At 70.1% G+C, this 17,544-nt stretch carries 13 protein-coding genes; 3 read left to right on the top strand and 10 right to left on the bottom strand.

The annotated features are described in order from the left end of the window. Positions 1–9 precede the first annotated feature (9 nt). Positions 10–2,913, bottom strand: a complete 2,904-nt coding sequence (gene uvrA, locus NGJ44_RS13865; RefSeq protein WP_251864258.1) for an excinuclease ABC subunit UvrA — start codon at positions 2,911–2,913, stop codon at positions 10–12. 168 nt (positions 2,914–3,081) lie between these two features. Here uvrA and NGJ44_RS13870 point away from each other — a divergent pair, with 168 nt between their 5' ends. Further along, positions 3,082–4,266 carry an MFS transporter gene (locus NGJ44_RS13870; protein ID WP_251864259.1) on the top strand — a complete coding sequence of 395 codons (1,185 nt, stop codon included), beginning with the start codon at positions 3,082–3,084 and terminating at the stop codon, positions 4,264–4,266. 272 nt (positions 4,267–4,538) lie between these two features. Beyond that, entirely contained in the window at positions 4,539–5,045 is a 507-nt protein-coding gene (ssb, locus tag NGJ44_RS13875; protein WP_251864260.1) for a single-stranded DNA-binding protein, read from the top strand. Positions 5,046–5,129: 84 nt separating this feature from the next. On the opposite strand, the gene NGJ44_RS13880 is transcribed toward ssb, so the two are convergent. The 3 genes from NGJ44_RS13880 to NGJ44_RS13890 all read right to left on the bottom strand — a co-directional run bounded on the left by NGJ44_RS13880 (position 5,130) and on the right by NGJ44_RS13890 (position 9,316). Continuing rightward, positions 5,130–6,620, bottom strand: a complete 1,491-nt coding sequence (locus tag NGJ44_RS13880; protein WP_251864262.1) for a PepSY domain-containing protein — start codon at positions 6,618–6,620, stop codon at positions 5,130–5,132. 13 nt (positions 6,621–6,633) lie between these two features. After that, positions 6,634–8,799 (bottom strand): TonB-dependent receptor, encoded by a 2,166-nt coding sequence (locus NGJ44_RS13885; RefSeq protein WP_251864263.1) that lies wholly within the window; start codon positions 8,797–8,799, stop codon positions 6,634–6,636. 127 nt (positions 8,800–8,926) lie between these two features. After that, the gene (locus NGJ44_RS13890) at positions 8,927–9,316 is read right to left on the bottom strand and encodes a DUF2946 family protein (protein WP_251864265.1); all 390 of its coding nucleotides are present in this window, start codon (positions 9,314–9,316) and stop codon (positions 8,927–8,929) included. A 70-nt stretch (positions 9,317–9,386) separates the two neighbouring features. Here NGJ44_RS13890 and NGJ44_RS13895 point away from each other — a divergent pair, with 70 nt between their 5' ends. After that, positions 9,387–9,551, top strand: coding sequence for a hypothetical protein (locus NGJ44_RS13895; protein WP_251864266.1), 165 nt, complete (start codon positions 9,387–9,389; stop codon positions 9,549–9,551). Positions 9,552–9,564: 13 nt separating this feature from the next. Here NGJ44_RS13895 and NGJ44_RS13900 read toward each other — a convergent pair whose 3' ends face one another. The 6 genes from NGJ44_RS13900 to NGJ44_RS13925 form a co-directional block, all read right to left on the bottom strand. After that, the gene (locus tag NGJ44_RS13900; RefSeq protein WP_251864267.1) at positions 9,565–10,482 is read right to left on the bottom strand and encodes a LysR substrate-binding domain-containing protein; all 918 of its coding nucleotides are present in this window, start codon (positions 10,480–10,482) and stop codon (positions 9,565–9,567) included. 123 nt (positions 10,483–10,605) lie between these two features. Beyond that, the gene (locus NGJ44_RS13905; protein WP_251864268.1) at positions 10,606–11,586 is read right to left on the bottom strand and encodes a Bug family tripartite tricarboxylate transporter substrate binding protein; all 981 of its coding nucleotides are present in this window, start codon (positions 11,584–11,586) and stop codon (positions 10,606–10,608) included. Positions 11,587–11,657: 71 nt separating this feature from the next. Then, positions 11,658–13,202 carry an acetolactate synthase large subunit gene (locus NGJ44_RS13910; protein WP_251864269.1) on the bottom strand — a complete coding sequence of 515 codons (1,545 nt, stop codon included), beginning with the start codon at positions 13,200–13,202 and terminating at the stop codon, positions 11,658–11,660. A 116-nt stretch (positions 13,203–13,318) separates the two neighbouring features. Next, positions 13,319–14,185, bottom strand: a complete 867-nt coding sequence (locus NGJ44_RS13915; RefSeq protein WP_251864270.1) for a cysteine hydrolase family protein — start codon at positions 14,183–14,185, stop codon at positions 13,319–13,321. Positions 14,186–14,429: 244 nt separating this feature from the next. Further along, positions 14,430–15,047, bottom strand: coding sequence for a TetR/AcrR family transcriptional regulator (locus tag NGJ44_RS13920; RefSeq protein WP_251864271.1), 618 nt, complete (start codon positions 15,045–15,047; stop codon positions 14,430–14,432). Positions 15,048–15,146: 99 nt separating this feature from the next. Next, positions 15,147–17,327 carry a malate synthase G gene (locus NGJ44_RS13925; protein WP_251864272.1) on the bottom strand — a complete coding sequence of 727 codons (2,181 nt, stop codon included), beginning with the start codon at positions 17,325–17,327 and terminating at the stop codon, positions 15,147–15,149. Positions 17,328–17,544: the final 217 nt, after the last annotated feature.

A 17,544-nucleotide genomic window follows, 5' to 3' on the forward strand; every position in this document is an offset into this window, starting at 1 on the left:
CCGCGCCGTTCAGCGGTGCTTGCGGTGGGGCTCGTCCTGCGGCACGAACATGGTTTCGGCGCAGGCGTTCGTCCGGTTCAGCAGCCGGGCGAGATAGCGGCCGGTGTGGCTGGCTTCGCAGGCCGCCACGTCCTCGGGCGTGCCCTGCGCCACCACCCGGCCGCCGCCGTCGCCGCCTTCCGGGCCCATGTCGATGAGCCAGTCGGCGGTCTTGATGACGTCCAGGTTGTGCTCGATGATGAGCACGGTGTTGCCGCTGTCGACCAGCTGGTTGAGCACCTGCAGCAGCAGCTCGATGTCGCGAAAGTGCAGGCCGGTGGTGGGCTCGTCCAGGATGTACAGGGTGCGCCCGGTGCTGCGCCGGGACAGTTCCTGCGACAGCTTCACGCGTTGGGCCTCGCCGCCCGACAACGTAGTGGCGCTCTGGCCGAGCCGGATGTACGACAGGCCCACGTCGATGAGGGTATGCAGCTTGCGCGCGATGGCGGGCACGGAGTCGAAGTATTCCAGCGCCTGCTCCACCGTGAGGTCCAGCACTTCGCTGATGTTGCGGCCGCGGTAGCGGATCTCCAGGGTTTCGCGGTTGTAGCGCTTGCCGTGGCAGACGTCGCAGGGCACGTACATGTCGGGCAGGAAGTGCATCTCCACCTTGACCACGCCGTCGCCCTGGCAGGCCTCGCAGCGCCCGCCCTTGACGTTGAAGCTGAAGCGGCCCGGATCGTAGCCGCGGCTGCGCGCCTCGGGCACGCCGGCGAACAGCTCGCGGATGGGCGTGAACAGGCCCGTGTACGTGGCCGGATTGCTGCGCGGCGTGCGCCCGATGGGGCTCTGGTCCACGCTGATGATCTTGTCGAAATTCTCCAGCCCGTGCATGGCCGTGTAGGGCGCGGGCTCGCTCTGCGCGTGGTGCAGCTGGCGCGCCACCGCCACCGCGAGCGTGTCGTTGACCAGGGTGGACTTGCCCGAGCCGGACACGCCGGTCACGCACACCAGCCGGCCGGCCGGGATGCGCAGGTCGACGTGCTTGAGGTTGTTGCCGCTGGCGCCGGTGAGTTCCAGCCAGGGCTGGTCGTCGGTGACGGCGCGCCGCGCCGGGATGGCGATGGCGCGCTGGCCGCTCAGATACTGGCCGGTGAGCGAGGCGGGGTCGCGCTGCACGTCCTCGGGACTGCCCTGGGCCACGACCTGGCCGCCGTGCTCGCCGGCGCCCGGGCCCATGTCGATCACCCAGTCGGCCATGCGGATCATGTCTTCGTCGTGCTCGACCACGATGACGCTGTTGCCGAGGTCGCGCAGGTGCTGCAGCGTGCCGATGAGGCGGTCGTTGTCGCGCTGGTGCAGGCCGATGGACGGCTCGTCCAGCACATACATCACGCCCGTCAGCCCCGAGCCGATCTGGCTGGCGAGCCGGATGCGCTGCGCCTCGCCGCCGGAGATGGTGTCGGCGCTGCGGTCCAGCGAAAGGTAGTTCAGCCCGACGTTGTTCAGGAAACTGAGCCGCGCCTCGATCTCGCGCACGATGCGCTGGGCGATCTCCTGCTTGGCGCCGCCGAGCGTCAGCGCGCGGAACCACGCCAGGCAGGTCGACAGCGGCATGGCCTCGACCTCGTAAATGGCCTGGCCGCGACGCTCGCCGCCGCGCGGCTCCGGGCCGATCAGCACATTGCGCGCCTCGGCGCGCAGCCGCGAGCCGCCGCAATCCGGGCACACCTTGACGTTGCGGTACTTGCCCAGCTCTTCGCGCACCGTGGCCGAGTCGGTCTCGCGCCAGCGCCGCTCCAGGTTGGGGATCACGCCCTCGAAGGTGTGGCGCTTGACGGTGCTGCGGCCCTTTTCATTGAGGTAGAGAAAGGAGATTTCCTCCTCGCCCGACCCGTAGAGCACTTTGTCGCGGATGGCGTCGGGCAGTTCCTCGAAAGGCTGCTCGATGTCGAATTCGTAATGGGCGGCCAGGCTGGCCAGCAGCGAGTGCGTGAAGGCGTTGCGGCGGTCCCAGCCGCGGATCGCGCCGGCCGCCAGGCTGAGTTCCGGAAACGCCACCACACGCTTCGGGTCGAAGAAACCCACGTGCCCGATGCCGTCGCAACTCGGGCAGGCGCCCATGGGATTGTTGAAGCTGAACAGGCGCGGCTCCAGTTCGGGCAGGCTGTGGCTGCACACCGGGCAGGCGTAGCGGCTGGAGAACACCTGTTCGCGCCCGCTGTCCATGTCCAGCGCCAGCGCCCGGCCCTCGGCCAGCTGCAGCGCGGTCTCGAAGCTCTCGGCCAGGCGCTGCTTGCTCTCCGGCCTGATGCGCAGGCGGTCGATGACGACGTCGATGTCGTGCTTCTCGGTTTTCTTCAGCGGCGCCATGCCGTCGATTTCCTGCATCTGGCCGTCCACGCGCAGGCGCACGTAGCCCTGCGCCTGCAGGCTGGCGCATTCGTCCTCGAAGCTGCCCTTCTTGCCGCGCGCGATGGGCGCCAGCACCGCCAGCCGCGTCTCGGCCGGCCAGGACTGCACCGCGTCGACCATCTGGCTCACGCTCTGCGCCTGCAGCGGCAGGCCGTGGTCGGGGCAGTAGGGCGTGCCGACCCGCGCGTACAGCAGGCGCAGGTAATCGTGGATTTCGGTAATCGTGCCCACGGTGGACCGCGGGTTGTGGCCCGCGGCCTTCTGCTCGATGGAGATCGCCGGCGACAGCCCCTCGATGAGGTCCACATCGGGCTTGTCCATCAGCTGCAGAAACTGCCGCGCATAGGCCGAAAGGCTCTCTACGTAGCGCCGCTGCCCTTCCGCGTACAGCGTGTCGAAGGCCAGCGATGACTTTCCCGAGCCGGACAGGCCGGTCACCACCACGAGCTTGTGGCGCGGGAGGTCCAGGGAAACGTTCTTGAGATTGTGGGTGCGCGCACCCCGAATGCGTATGGTCACGGTATGGTCACGCCAAGCGGGCTCTTTTCAGGCGTTTCAAAGGCCAACTTGGTACTATAGCGCGCCGAATCTCCTCGCGTTGCGCCGCCGTTGCGGCGCGCGCAGCGCGCTCGGATCATGCGCGCGTCCCCCATGAGGCGCGCGGCTTTGGACATGGTGACCCTCCGCATGCCGGCAGAACCGAAACTCAAGCTGACTCCCTCCGAACGTCGTGCCAGTGTGGCGCTGTCCGGCCTGTTCGCCGCGCGGATGCTGGGCCTGTTCCTGCTGCTGCCGGTCTTCGCCGTGGCTGCGCGCGGCCTGCCCGGCGGCGAGGACCCGGCCCGCGTCGGCCTGGCGCTGGGCATGTACGGCCTCACGCAGGCTTTCATGCAGATTCCCTTCGGCCTGGCATCCGACCGCTGGGGGCGCCGCCCGGTGGTGCTGTTCGGGCTGCTGCTGTTCGTCATCGGCAGCATCGTCTGCGCGCGCGCCCCGGACGTGTACTGGATCACCATCGGCCGCGCCATCCAGGGCGCGGGCGCGATATCCGCCGCCGTCACGGCCTGGCTGGCCGACGCCACCCGCAGCGAAGTGCGCACCCGCGCCATGGCGATGGTCGGCGGCTCCATCGGCCTGTCTTTCGCGGTCTCGCTCGTGCTGTCGCCCGTGCTGGTCGGCTGGTGGGGGCTTTCGGGGCTGTTCTGGACCATCGCCTGCCTGGGCCTGATCTGCCTGGGCGTGGCCGGCTGGGTCGTGCCGGCCGCGCCGCGCACCGACGCGCGCAGCCTGCAGGGCGTGCGCCCGCGCGAGGTGCTCACCCACCGCGACCTGCTGCGGCTGAATTTCGGCGTGTTCTCGCTGCACCTGATCCAGGTGTCGCTCTTCGTGGTCGTGCCCGCGCTGCTCGCGCACGCGGGCGGGCTGGACGCGCGCGAACTCTGGAAGGTCTACCTGCCGGTCATCCTGGTGTCGTTCGTGCTGATGGTGCCGGTGGTGTTCCTGGCGGAAAAGCGCCGCGCGCACCGCGGCGCGCTGCGTGCCTCGGTGGCCTGGCTGGCGGTCGTCTGTGCGCTGCTGCCCGCGGCCAGCCAGGGCTTCTATACGCTGGCCATTGCGCTGACCGCCTTCTTCGTGGCCTTCAACGTGCTGGAGGCGCTGCAGCCCTCGCTGGTGTCGCGGGTGGCGCCGCCGGCCTACAAGGGGCTGGCCCTGGGCTTCTACAACACCGCCCAGGCCGCCGGCCTGTTCACGGGCGGCGCGCTGGGCGGCTGGCTCGCGTCCCATTCCGGCGCGCATGCCGTCTTCGCGGGCGCGGCCGCGCTGGCCGTGCTGTGGCTGGCCGTGACCTGGGCGCTGCGGCCGCTGCCCTGAGCGCACGCCGGCGGAGCCGGTTTGGGCGCAATCGCCTCCAGATATGGCCAAATGCCGGCAATATGCGGGACGCTTCCATCATCAGGGGCGTTGGCGCGCCGCCGGCTTTTCGTCGATAATACGAACCATATTGCGGTTTCATACAGGCTCGCCGGTCATCGTCAAGGTGACCGGCGAGTTTCATGAAACCCGTCTTCAACAACGCTTTGACGTTGTTGCCGGCGTGCCCGCGGCAACGCGCGGGCGCAGGCCGTCAACAACAGAGGGACATCATGGCATCGGTTAACAAAGTCATCCTCGTGGGCAATCTGGGCCGCGACCCCGAGATCCGCTACAGCCCCGACGGGGCCGCCATCTGCAACATGTCCGTGGCCACCACTTCCCAATGGAAGGACAAGGCCACGGGCGAGCGCCGCGAAGAAACCGAATGGCACCGCGTCGTCATGTACAACCGCCTGGCCGAAATCGCCGGCGAATACCTCAAGAAGGGCCGCTCGGTCTACATCGAGGGCCGCCTCAAGACGCGCAAGTGGCAAGACAAGGACACCGGCGCCGACCGCTACAGCACCGAAATCGTGGCTGACCAGATGCAGATGCTGGGCGGGCGCGACAGCGGCGGCGAAGGCGGTGGCGGCTATGGCGGCGGCTACGACGAGGCCCCGCGCCAGCAGCGCGCCCCGGCCCAGCGTCCCGCGCCCCAGCAGCGCCCCGCCCCGCAGGCCGCCCCGGCCAGCAGCGGCGCCAACCTGGCCGACATGGACGACGACATTCCGTTCTGACCCTTCCGACGGCCCGCGCCGCCACAGCAAACAGGCCCTGCCGCAACGTGCGGCAGGGCTTTTGCTTTGCGGCGCGGCGGTCCGCTACGCGCGGCGCGGGCCGGGCGGGTGCCGTGCCGCGGCCTTGGTGCGCAGCCGCCGCCAGCCGATGACGCAGCCGGTGGCCGACAGCAGGATGCCGCCCGCGCTCAGCAGAATGAGCAGGACGTCGCGCAGCGTGGCGGCGCGCAGCAGGGGCGGCAGGTCCCAGCTGTGCAGGAAGTAGAAGAGCCAGCGGCCCACGCGCTGCGAGGGCGACAGGATCAGGACCGGGTCGCCCGAGCGCAGGTCGATGTAGGCGAGCACGCCGTTGTCTCCCGCCAGGCGCAGGGCGGGCAGGCCGCGCGGCGCGCCGCCGTTCATGGCGGCTTCGTGCCGGCCATAGTAGTAGGCGTCGTAGTCGGTCAGCACCGTGGACCGCCAGCGCCAGCCGGGAAAGAGCGCGGCCGCCGCGGGCAGGACTTCTTCGGGCTGCCAGTGGCGTGTGATGCGCGGCCCGCGCGGGCCGGCGCGCACGATGCGGCTGTCGCCGTGCGCGTCGTAGGCCAGGACGTAGCTTTCGCCGCCGAGCCGCCGCCAGCGCAGTTCCACGGGGGCGAAGCCCGCGGCGCGCAAGGCTGCGAGCACGGGCCGCGGATCGTCCGGGCGCGGCGCGTCGCCGGCGGGGCCGGCGTAGGCCACGCGGTCGGGCGCCGGGGCGGGGGCGGCGAACACGCCGCCCGGGTTCATGGACATCAGGCCGCTGAAAATCCAGGTGCAGGTGCACAGGCTGAAGACCAGGCCCAGGATGTGGTGCCAGCGCATCCATGGTTCGCGGTAGGGGCTGCGGCTGCCGGACTTGTAGCGGCCGCGGAAGCGCCAGCGCCAGATGCCGACCAGCACGCCGCTGGCGGCGACCAGGGTGCAGGCGCCCGACAGCGCAATGACCAGCCAGGTCCAGACCGGATCGGCGGGCCGGTTGCGGAACAGGTACAGCCAGTGCAGCCAGGCGCCCACATAGTTCCAGCGCTGCTGCGCCAGCGGCGCGTCCAGCACGACCTGGCCGGTGGCCGAAGATACATACAGCGTGGCGGGCTCGGGCGCGTCGACCTGGACGCGGTACAGCGGGCGGTGCGGATTCAGGCCGCCCGAGTGCGTCCAGCGGTCTTCCACGATCCGGCCGTCGAGCCTAGGGCTGGCGCCGGGCGAGAACGCGCGCGCGGCGGCCAGCGCCAGCGCGGGCGACGTTGCGGGTTCGGGCGCGCCGGTGTCGCCCGCGTAGGTGCGCGTGCCCAGCACGTAGGCCGGGCGCCCGCGCACCGAGGTGAGAACGGCGCCGTCCGCCGGCGGCGGCAGCGCCCGCAGCCCGACGCAGCAGTCGGCGGGGTCGAGCGGAGGCAGCCGGGCCAGGCGTTCGGCGGGCGTCAGCTTGGGGTAGCCGACGTAGAGCATGACGATGCCGCTGCCGAACCACAGCAGCATCAGCACGCACCCGCCGATTCCCAGCCAGCGGTGCGCCAGGAACGCCAGGCGCCGCAGGCGAGCAGGCATCGACATGGCGGTCTCCCGTTCAGAACCGGTGGTTCAGGGTCAGCTCGAACCGCCGGCTGGGCCCGTACAGCCACTGCGTGCTGGTGTAGTACGCGGTAGCGAAGTAGGCCCGGTCGAAGACGTTGTAGCCGCGGGCGGTGATCGTGGTGTTCTTGTTCACGTCCCAGCGCAGGGCGAGATCGGTCGTGGTGTAGGACGGTAGTTCGAGGCTGTTGGCGCTGTCGGCGTACCGCTTGCCCACGTACTGCAGGCCGCCCATGGCGGTCCAGCGCGGCAGGAAGTTCCAGCTGATCCACAGGTTGGCCAGGCGCTGCGGCACGTTGGGCGGCACCTTGCCTGCGCGCGAGACGGCGACGGCGGGCGAGCCGGCCGATTCGGTGAAGTCGTCGTAGCGCGCGCGCAGCATCGCCGCGTTGGCTTCGAGCTTCCAGCCGGGCGCGAAGGCCAGCGCCAGCGAGGCTTCCAGGCCGCGCGACGACTGCTCGCCGACCTGCTTGCGCAGGCTGGGATCGTCGGGGTCGCGCGTGAGCAGGCCGGACTTGCGGATGTGATAGGCCGCCAGCGTCCATGCGCCCTTGCCGCTCCAGAAGTTCTGTTTCAGCCCCACTTCGATCTGCTTGCCCTTGGACAGGTCGAAGCCGCTGTTGGCCGGGCTCAGCATGAGCAGGCCGCTGACCGGGTCGGCCGCCTCGGCGTATTGCGCGTAGAGCGCCAGGTCCGGCGTGAGGTCGAACACCGTGCCCAGGCGCCAGCCGGCGTCGGCGTAGGTCTTGGACAACGCGCGCGTGCCGGTGACGAGGTCGTCGCGCACGATCCGGGCGTGGTCGTAGCGCAGCCCGCCGATTACCGACCAGCGCGCGTTCAGCGCCAGCCGGTTCTCCGCGAAGAGCGCGTACTGGTCGGCCTTGTTGCGGTAGCGCGGGATCGTGGGAATCTCGCTTTCGAAGCGGCCGTGCGCGGGGTCATACGGGTCCACCGGGCCGGAGCTGCCGGTGTAGGTGTTGTTGGTGTGCCTGAAGGTGCTGTGGTTGACGTCCAAGCCGATCGACAGCGTGTTGTCCAGGCCCGCCAGCTTGCCCTTGAAGGCCGCGTCCATGGTCAGGCCGGTCTGGTCCTGGTCGTGGGTGATCGCGGTATTGTCGGAGCGGTCGATGAGGCCGGTGCCCGGGTTGTAGACGTAGCGTTCCGCGTTGCGCCAGTCGCGCTGGCTGTCGATGTGGTAGAGCCGCGCGCGCACCGTGGCGACGTCGTTCGGCGTCCAGGTGGAATCGAGCTGGGTCCACTGGTCGCGAAAGCGCATGAAGCTGTCGCTGACGTTGTAGTTCTCGCGCCGGACCGCATCGCGCTGTCGGCCGTCGATGAGCGGCGTGCCGAAGTAGCGCATGGGGCGCTGGTAGCCATAGGCGTAGCTGAGCGTGGTGGTCCATTGCGGCGAGGGATCCCAGCGCAGCGCGCCGGAGAACGTGGCGTCGCCCGACTGGCCGCGGTCCACCCAGCCGTCGGTGTAGTTGCCGCTCAGGTCGAGCCGGTACGACAGGGTGTCGCTCAGCGCGCCGCCGCTGCCCAGCCCCAGCCGGGCGGTGTCCTGCGTGCCGAGGGTGGCCTGGATTTCGTTTTCGATGGGGCCGCGCGTGGGCTTCTTGGGGATGACGTTGACCACGCCGCCGATCGCGCCGTCGCCGTAGATCACCGACGCCGGGCCGCGCAGCACTTCGATGCTCTGCACCGACCATGTATCGAACGGAAAGGTCACGCCCACGCCGCCGTACTGGCGCAGCCCGTCGTACAGGCGCATGACCGAGGCGCTGTCGGTGAAGCCACGCGAGGACAGGGCGCTGTTGCCGTTGCCGGGATGGGGCATGGCCGATATGCCGGGCGCGCGCGTGATGGCCTGCAGCACGCTCGCGTCGCCGCGCGACTCGATCTGTTCGCGCGAGATCACGTCGACGCTGGCGGGCGTCTGCATGGGCGTGAGCCCGAGGTTGGAGCCGGTGGCGGCGGGCTGGTTCAGCGGGGATTCCGCGCCGGCGGACACGACGATGGGCGAGAGTTCGGCGGGTGCGGACTGCTGCGCGGCGGCAGGCGCGGCGGCAGGCGCGGCCGCCAGCGCGAGCGGGAAAAGGGCAAAGAGGGGGCGCGGCGCGGCCAGCGCGCGCGCGTTCCTCGTCTTGGCGAAGATGGCCATGAGGTCTGGGTTCCTGTGTGCGCGGCCGTCCGCGCGGCCAGGCCGCGCACGGGCCCGGCCGCGCGGGACGGCGGCGGAATAACGGGAAAAGCGTCTGGAGCCGGCGCATCGGCCGGCGGCGGGACGGTCAGACCAGAGGCGGAGCCCGGGCGAGCGCGACGTTCCAGCATGCGGGCTCGCGCGGCGCGGACGGGACGGGCATGGCCCACGAAACAGGGCCGGAGAGTCCCGGAATGAAAGTGGGCGCGGCGAGCTCGGGCAGGGTGGCCGGCGAGACGCACAGCAGGCAGAAGCCGGCATGCGTCGGCGAGGCGCCGGCCTTTTTCTGCGGCGCGTCGCCCGCCGGGAGCTCAAGCGCGAACTCGTGTTCGCCAACGCCGCAGAACTGCACCAGCACCTTGCGCGCAGCAGCGGGCTCGCCGCTGGCCAGCCCCAGAACCGGGAGCAGCGTCGCAAAGAGAAAGGCGAAGAGCAGTGTCCAGCTGATCCGGCGCTGGGCAGCCCGAGGCGCACGCATAGGAAATCGGAATCCGATCCGGAAATGGGAAGCAATTTTATCAGCCGGCGACGGCGCCCGGGCCGGCACGGTGAGCCGCGCCGAAGTGCAGGCGGAGCCCGCCGCCCGCGCGGTGTTCGCCACCGTCCAGGGCTGCCTGCCGGTGTCCCGCCTGTTCGAGGCGCCGCCGCGGCTGTGCGAGGCGATCAGCGCCATCTACGTGCAGCGCCACGACGCCGGCCCGTCCGCGGACTGAGCCCGGCCCCCGCCTATGCGGCGCGGCCGGCCTGTCCGGCGAAGCGGCGCGCTTCTTCCAGTATCCACTCGCGGAAGCATTCCAGCGGATAGCTGGCGCGCATATTGCTGGGATACACGAGATGGTAGGAATCCTCGCCCGGGATCGCCAGGGGATGGGCGCGGATGAGGCCGCCGCGCCACGCCGCGCGGGGCACGAAGAATTCCGGCACCAGCGCAATGCCGAGTCCCGATTCCGCCGCGCGCACCACCATGGCCTGCAGTTCGAAGCCGGCGCTTTGCGCCTGGCCCAGGCTGTCGGGCATGCCGGCGGCCGCGAACCACTGTTTCCACGACTCCGGCCGGGTGGTCGAATACAGCAAGGGATAGCGCAGCAGGTCTGCGGCGCGTTCCCGCTGGCGGCCGATCAGATCCCGGCGCGCCACCGTCACCATCGTCTCGCCGAACAGGCATTCCGAGGTGGCGTGCGGCCAGATCGGCTTGCCGTGGTGGATGGCGGCGTCGAAGTGCTCCTCCTCGAAAGAAAAGGGGCTGGTCCGCACGCCCATATTGATGCGAATGGCGGGGTATTTCTCGTAGAACCGCGGCAGGCGCGGAATCAGCCATTCCATGCCGAAGGTCGGCAGCACGGCCAGCTCCAGGCTGCCGCGGCCGCTGCCGTGCGCGGCCACGGCCAGGGTGTGCTTTTCCAGCGCGCGCAGCGCGTCGCGCACTTGCTCGCTGTAGAGCCGCCCGGGCCGGGTCAGCACCACTTTCTGCTTGACCCGAACGAAGAGCGAGACGTTGAGGTTTTCCTCCAGCAGACTGATCTGCCGCGAAATCGCGCTTTCGGTGACGGAGAGTTCGCGTGCGGCCAGCGTGAAGCTTTCATGGCGCGCCGCAGCCTCGAAAGCGCTCAGCGCAGCCATGCTCGGCGTTCGGATACGGCGCATGATTCGGACTTGCTCCCGGCGGGGTGATCGGATCGGACACCGATAGTAGGCATCGGCGTCCGCGATCCGCAAGCCGGGCGGGGCGCGATGCGGCCGGCCTCGCGAGGCCGGCCGGCGCCGCGGCTAGTTGGCCGAGATGTGGCGCTCGGCGATGAGCGCGCTCCAGCGCTGGCGCTCGCGCGCCTCGAACTCGGACAGCGCCTGCCCCGAGAGCGTGCCGGGCGTGGCGCCCAGCGCGGTCAGCTGCGCCTTGACCGCGGGCGTGGCCAGCGCCTTGCCGGCCGCGTCGATGAGGGCGGCCTGTACGTCGGCGGGCGTGCCGGCCGGCGCATACAGCGCGAACCAGGCCGTCACGTCGAAGCCCTTCAGGCCCGATTCGGCCACCGTGGGCACGTCGGGCAGCGCCGGCGAGCGGGTGGCCGACGTGACCGCCAGCGCGCGCACCCGCGCGCCGTCCTTGAGCTGGCTGAGCGTGGTGGGCAGGTTGTCCATCAGCACGTCGACCTGGCCGCCGATCAGCGCGGGCATGGACCCCGATACGCCCTTGAAGGGCACATGCAGCATCTGGATGCCGGCCGCCTGCTCCAGATAGGCGCCCGTGAGGTGCACGGAAGAACCGATGCCCGGCGTGGCGTAGCTGATGGGCCGGTTCTTGTTGGCGCGCGCCTGGGAGAACAGGTCCTGCAGGGTCCGGGCCTCGGCATCCTTGCGCACCGCGATCACGTTGGGCGTGGTGAACACCATCGACAGCGGCGCGAAATCCTTGGCCGGGTCGAACGGCATGTCGGGGTAGATGTACGGGTTGATGGTCTGCGTGCCGATGGTGCCCAGGCCGATGGTGTAGCCGTCGGCCTTGGCGCGCTTGAGCACGCCCATGCCGATATTGCCGCCCGCGCCGGCGCGGTTGTCGACGATGATGGACTGCTTCAGGTAGGGGCCCATCGCCTGCGCGATCGTGCGCGCGGCCAGGTCGGACGTGCCGCCTGCCGGATAAGGCACGATCATTGTGATGGGGTGCGAGGGGTAGGTGCCGGCCTGGGCGGCAAAGGCGGCGCTGCCCAGGAACGCCAGGCCCAGGATCTTGCGTACGAAAGCCAACTTCATGAAAACGGGTCTCCAGTGTTGTGCGAGGCGTTTTCTCTCTCGCGCCTCATGCCGAGATCGCGGGTCCGGGTTCAGATCCGCAGGTCGATCAGGAAGGGGGTGTCCCGGGCGAAGCTGCTTTTCATCAGGTCGGCGCATTGCTCCAGCGTGGTGGCGCTGGCGGCCTCCACGCCCATGGCGCGGGCCAGCCCGGTCCATTCGAGCGACGGATTGCCCAGGTCGAGCATGCTCATCGCCGTGTCGCCGGGCACGGCGCCGACATTGCGGTATTCGCCGATCAGGATGTTGTATTTGCTGTTGTTGAGGATGATGGTGGTGACAGGCAGGCGTTCGCGGGCCTGTGTCCACAGCGATTGCAGCGAGTACATGGCGGAGCCGTCGGCCTGCAGGTTGACGACGCGGCGCTGCCTGCCTGCGCCGATGGCCGCGCCCGTGGCCACCGGCATGCCGTCGCCGATGGCGCCGCCGGCCAGGTGCAGCCAGTCGTGGGCGGGGGCGGCGTGCGTGTGCCGGTAGAAGCCGCGGCCGAACGAGACGCTTTCGTCGGACACGATGGCGTTGTCGGGCATGAGCGCGGCCAGCGTCTGCGCCAGCCCTTCCGGCGTCGGCGCGCCGGTGGCGGCCTCGGGCCGCGGACCGGGGTCGGGAATCTCCGCCTCGGGCGCGTCCAGGGCGCGCGCCAGGTCCTGCAGCGCCTGGACGCCGTCCTGGTCGGGGCGCGACAGCACGTGCAGCTGGGCGTCCGGCGCGTATTGCGTGGACGGCATGCCCGGATACGCGAAAAAGCCCACCGGCGGCTTGGCGTTCACGAGGACGATGTGCTTGTAGCGCCGCAGGGCCGCGATGGCGGCGTCCATGGCGTAGGGCACGCGTTCGAGCTGGAGCCGGCCGCGGCCGCGCGCCACGTGCGCGGTCACGTAGTCGCCCAGCAGCGCCGCGCCGGTGGCCTGCGCGATGCGCCAGGCCAGGCGCTGGCCCTCGGCCAGCACGGCCGGACCCGCCAGCAGGATCAGCGTGTCGGCCCCGTGCGCGCGCAGGGTGCGCGCCGTGCGCTCGATGACGTGGCCCCCGACCGCGGGCGGCGCCGGCGGCTCGTCCGCGCGGCTCGCCTCGCCGCCTTCGTCCCACGACACATTGGCCGGAAGGATGAGCGTGGCGATCTGGCCCGGGTAGGTGCGCGCGGCCTGCACCGCTTGCGCCGCGTCGCGGCCGAGCTGGGCGGCGTGCTCGCTGGCGCGCACCCATTGCGACACCGTCTGCGCCATGCCGGCGGTGTCCGCGGTGAGGGGCGCGTCATGGGGGCGGTGGTAGGTGGCCTGGTCGCCGACGATGTTCACAATGGCACTGCGGGCGCGCCGCGCGTTGTGCAGGTTTCCCATGCCGTTGGCCAGGCCCGGCCCGCAGTGCAGCAGCGTGCAGGCCGGCTTGCGGGCAATGCGGAAATAGCCGTCGGCCATGCCGGTCACCACGTTCTCCTGCAGGCCGAGCACGCATTTCATGCCGGGAATCTGGTCCAGCGCGGCCACGAAGTGCATCTCGCTCGTGCCCGGGTTGGCGAAGCAAGTGTCCACGCCAGACGCGAGCAGGGTTTTGACTAGGCTGTGGGCGCCGTTCATGTTCGTGTCTCCATCGATCGTCGCGCAGGGCGCGCCGGGTGCGGCCAGGGAAACTCGATATTCTTCCGGCCCGCGGCGGGGCCGTAAAGCAATGAAATCTGGGGAGGTGATGAGTTTTATGAATCGGATGCCGCCAGCGCGCGCGCCATGTCGGCGCTGGTGCGCGCCTGCATGCCGAGGTCGCGCATGCGCTGGATGAAGGCGTTTTGCGCGTCCTCGAAGCCCGCCACGGGACTCATGCAGTCGGTGAGCAGGACCACGCGCGACAGCCGGCCGCCGGGCAGGTGTTCGGCCAGGTGCTCCACGGTGGCCTTCACGCAGTGGCTGCCGGCCTCGCCGGCCACCAGGATGAGATCGGCGCGGTCCAGCGCGTCGAGCAGCGGGCGGTTGAGCTGGCTGCGCGGGTCGTCGGGGTCGGGCACTTCGGCCATGAGCGCGCTGTAGTGTTCGGTCCAGGGGTTGGTGCCCTTGGGCACCTTGCGCACGATGAGCTGGCGCTGGTCTTCCCAGCGGCTGTAGGCCGCGTGCACGTCCGCATGGACGTTGTGGCCCCAGGTGCCGATCTCGCAATGCAGCGGCCACACCATCAGGGTGTAGCGCCCGCGCGACTCCAGCTCGTCCAGGTAGGAAAGCGTGCGCGGCAGGTCGTCGAGGTGGCGCGGCTGGTACTCGCCGGCCCGCACCTGCGCGGCCGTGATGGGGGTGAACGGCGGCACTTCGGCGCCGTCGCCCCGCCGCCAGAAAACCGGGTGCGCGATGTCGAGCCGGTGGTGCGAGTCGAGCGTGACGGTGATGGCGTCCAGCGCGCCGGCGCCGGCGTCGATGAACGCGGCCAGGCGCCGCATGTCGGCGTGGGCGCCGGCCACGGGCAGCGCCGGCTGCCGCGGCCGGCCGGTGATCGGGTCGACGGGCAGATGGCCGGCGGGCAGGTCGCAGAAGTCATTCTGCGGATCGATGATCAGGAGATGAACGGAACGCGGCATGACGGAAGCGAGAGTGGGCAGAAACAACTATAGACCGGCGCGGCGGCCGGGCTTCAAAAAAGCACAAGGTGTTCGGGGTGATCGGGCAGCTGGCGCAGCAGACGGCGCCAGCCCAGCCACAGCCGCAGGGCCAGGGCGACGGCGATGCCGGCGGCAATAAGTCTGTCCATGGCGGTTCTCCTCTCTTTTTCGCACGATCGTGCGAAATTTGGCCGGAACAGGCGGCGGCCCGGGTTGGGGGGCCTTATCCGGTGTAAGTGAAGCTGCGGTAGGTGGAAATGAGGCGGTCGTAGGCGGCGCGCACGCGCGCGCCGGCGCGCGGGTCGCGCAGGAAGCGCGCGTCGTGCATCAGGCCCACCATGAGGCTGTAGATCTCGAACACCAGCTGTTCGGGGTCGGTGTCCGGCCGCAGGTGCCCGGCCTCCAGGGCCTGGGCGGCGGTGCGCACCAGCGAGGCGCGCCAGCGCCGCACGTTGTTTTCGAGCAGGGGGCGCAGCGGCGATGGCAGGTCGTCGTATTCGAAGGCGCCCGCCACATAGAGGCAGCCGGTCAGCGTCTCCACGTTGCCGGCGCGCGTGATCCAGTTGGCGACCATGGCGTTGAGCCGCGGCAGGCCGCGCGGCGCGGCCAGCGCAGGCGTGAAGACGGCGGCGAGAAAGCGCCGGTCGTATTCGTCGAGCACGGCCTGCTGCAGGGCCTCCAGCGAGCCCACGCGCGAGAACACGCCGCTTTTGCTGATGTCCAGCCGCCGCGCGATCTCGCCCAGCGACAGGCGCTCCAGCCCCTCGGCGGCGGCCAGGTCCAGCGCCGCGTCCACGATGGCGGCGTAGGTGAGTTCGCTTTTTTCGGTCCTGGCGGGCATGGGCGTTAATTTAGCACGGTCGTGCGAAATTAAAAGCCGCGTGCCGGAACGCGCGCAGCCGGGCCGCGCCCTGCCGCCTGCGGGGCAGGGCGCGGCGTTTCAGGCCTGGGCGGCCTTGAACGCCTGGCGGTATCGGTGCAGCAGCGGTTCGGTATAGCCGTTGGGCTGCGTCAGGCCCTCGAACACCAGGGCGCACGCGGCCTGGAAGGCGAGCGAGGTGTCGAAATGGCCCGCCATGGGCCGGTAGGCCGGGTCGCCCGCGTTCTGGCCGTCCACCACCCCGGCCATGCGCTTGAAGGTCTCCATGACCTGCTCGCGGTCGGTGATGCCGTGGCGCAGCCAGTTGGCGATGTGCTGGCTGGAAATGCGCAGGGTGGCGCGGTCTTCCATGAGGCCGACGTTGTGGATGTCGGGCACCTTGGAGCATCCCACGCCCTGGTCGATCCAGCGTACCACGTAGCCGAGAATGCCCTGCACGTTGTTGTCCAGCTCCTGCTGGATGTCGGCGGCGGACCAGTCGGGCCGGGCGGCGACCGGCACGGTGAGCAGCCCGCCCAGCAGTTCGTCGCGCACGTCGGCCAGGCGGGTGCGTTCGAGTTCCTGCTGCACCGCCTGCACGTCGACCTGGTGGTAGTGCAGTGCGTGCAGCGTGGCGGCGGTGGGCGAGGGCACCCAGGCCGTGTTGGCGCCGGCCTTGGGGTGGGCGATCTTCTGTTCGAGCATGGCCGCCATCATGTCGGGCATGGCCCACATGCCCTTGCCGATCTGGGCGCGGCCGCGCAGGCCGCAGTCCAGGCCGACCAGCACGTTATTGCGCTCGTAGGCGGCGATCCAGGCGGTGGATTTCATGTCGCCCTTGCGCAGCATGGGGCCGGCCTCCATGCTGGAGTGCATTTCGTCGCCGGTGCGGTCGAGAAAGCCCGTGTTGATGAAGGCCACGCGTGCGCTCGCCGCGCCTATGCATGCCTTCAGGTTGATGCTGGTGCGCCGCTCCTCGTCCATGATGCCCATCTTGATGGTGTTGCGCGGCAGCTTGAGCAGGTCTTCGACGCGGCCGAACAGCTCGGTGGCGAAGGCCACCTCGGCCGGGCCGTGCATCTTGGGCTTCACGATGTACACCGAGCCGGTGCGCGAGTTGCGCCGGTTCCGGCGGTCGGGCAGGGCGGCCAGCGTGGTGACCACGGCGTCGAGCATGCCTTCCGGAATTTCGTGGCCGTCGCGGTCGAGAATGGCCGGGTTGGTCATGAGGTGGCCCACGTTGCGCACGAACATCAGCGAGCGGCCATGCAGCGTCAGGGACGAGCCGTCGGGGCGCGTGTACTGGCGGTCGGGGTTGAGCCGGCGGACGAAGGTCTTGCCGCCCTTGCTCACTTCCTCGGCCAGGTCGCCCTTCATGAGGCCGAGCCAGTTGCGGTAGATGTGGACCTTGTCCTCGGCGTCGACCGCGGCCACGGAGTCTTCGCAGTCCATGATGGTGGTGAGGGCGGCTTCCAGCAGCACGTCCTTGACGCCCGCGGCGTCGGTGGCGCCGATGGCGTGGGCGCGGTCGATCTGGATCTCGAAGTGCAGCCCGTGGTTTTCGAGCAGCACGGCCGAGGGCGCCTGCGCCTCGCCCTGGTAGCCGGCGAACTGCGCGGGCCGCTGGAGCGCAGCGACGGCGCCGCCGGAGAGGGCGACGCGAAGCTGGCCGTTTTCCACGGCGTAGCCGGTGGCGTCGGCGTGCGAGCCCTGCGCCAGCGGGGCGGCGGCGTCCAGGAAGGCGCGGGCGCGCGCGATGACGGCGCGGCCGCGCTCGGGGTTGTAGCCCTTGCCGCTGTCGCCGGGCGTGGCGGCAATGGCGTCGGTGCCGTAGAGGGCGTCGTACAGGCTGCCCCAGCGGGCGTTGGCCGCGTTCAGCGCGTAGCGCGCGTTGGAAACCGGCACCACCAGCTGCGGGCCGGCTTGCCGGGCGATCTCGGTGTCCACGTTTTCCGTGGTGGCGCGCACCTCGTCGGGCTGGGGCAGCAGGTAGCCGATGCTTTCCAGGAACTGGCGGTAGGCGGCCGCGTCGGCGATGGGGCCGGGGTGGGCGCGGTGCCAGGCATCCAGCTCGGCCTGCAGGCGGTCGCGCTCGGCGAGCAGGGCGCGGTTGCGCGGCGCCAGGTCGTGCACCAGCGCGGCGAAGCCTTGCCAGAAGGCATCGGCGTCCAGGCCGGAACCGGGCAGGGCTTCCTGTTCGATGAACTGGGCGAGATTGGCCGCCACTTGCAGGCCATGTTTCTGGATGCGTTGCGTCGTCATACGGGTCTCTGCGGATCGAGGGGTCTGGCTGGCGCCGGGCGCCGGGAAAACGGTTCCGACATGATCGGCCGGGCGGAGGGCGATGTCCATAGCAAAACGCACTGGTCATACCAGTTTTTGTGCGGTGCACAGGGCGTGGTGCAGATTTTTATGGTTAGATATCAGTCACTTATCAGGATGAGCAGACCCATATCGCCTGGTGGCGAGATTTGGTCAT

The sequence above is a fragment of the Achromobacter sp. Marseille-Q4962 genome, from assembly GCF_943737005.1.
GTDB lineage: Bacteria > Pseudomonadota > Gammaproteobacteria > Burkholderiales > Burkholderiaceae_B > Achromobacter.

What these genes read in the sequence shown, in the direction of transcription:
- NGJ44_RS13870 (WP_251864259.1), top strand. Translation starts at nt 3,082, where the DNA reads ATGCCGGCAGAACCGAAACTCAAGCTGACTCCCTCCGAACGTCGTGCC.
- NGJ44_RS13885 (WP_251864263.1), bottom strand. Translation starts at nt 8,799, where the DNA reads ATGGCCATCTTCGCCAAGACGAGGAACGCGCGCGCGCTGGCCGCGCCG.
- NGJ44_RS13905 (WP_251864268.1), bottom strand. Translation starts at nt 11,586, where the DNA reads ATGAAGTTGGCTTTCGTACGCAAGATCCTGGGCCTGGCGTTCCTGGGC.
- NGJ44_RS13880 (WP_251864262.1), bottom strand. Translation starts at nt 6,620, where the DNA reads ATGTCGATGCCTGCTCGCCTGCGGCGCCTGGCGTTCCTGGCGCACCGC.
- NGJ44_RS13900 (WP_251864267.1), bottom strand. Translation starts at nt 10,482, where the DNA reads ATGCGCCGTATCCGAACGCCGAGCATGGCTGCGCTGAGCGCTTTCGAG.
- NGJ44_RS13925 (WP_251864272.1), bottom strand. Translation starts at nt 17,327, where the DNA reads ATGACGACGCAACGCATCCAGAAACATGGCCTGCAAGTGGCGGCCAAT.
- ssb (WP_251864260.1), top strand. Translation starts at nt 4,539, where the DNA reads ATGGCATCGGTTAACAAAGTCATCCTCGTGGGCAATCTGGGCCGCGAC.
- NGJ44_RS13890 (WP_251864265.1), bottom strand. Translation starts at nt 9,316, where the DNA reads ATGCGTGCGCCTCGGGCTGCCCAGCGCCGGATCAGCTGGACACTGCTC.
- NGJ44_RS13915 (WP_251864270.1), bottom strand. Translation starts at nt 14,185, where the DNA reads ATGCCGCGTTCCGTTCATCTCCTGATCATCGATCCGCAGAATGACTTC.
- NGJ44_RS13910 (WP_251864269.1), bottom strand. Translation starts at nt 13,202, where the DNA reads ATGAACGGCGCCCACAGCCTAGTCAAAACCCTGCTCGCGTCTGGCGTG.
- NGJ44_RS13920 (WP_251864271.1), bottom strand. Translation starts at nt 15,047, where the DNA reads ATGCCCGCCAGGACCGAAAAAAGCGAACTCACCTACGCCGCCATCGTG.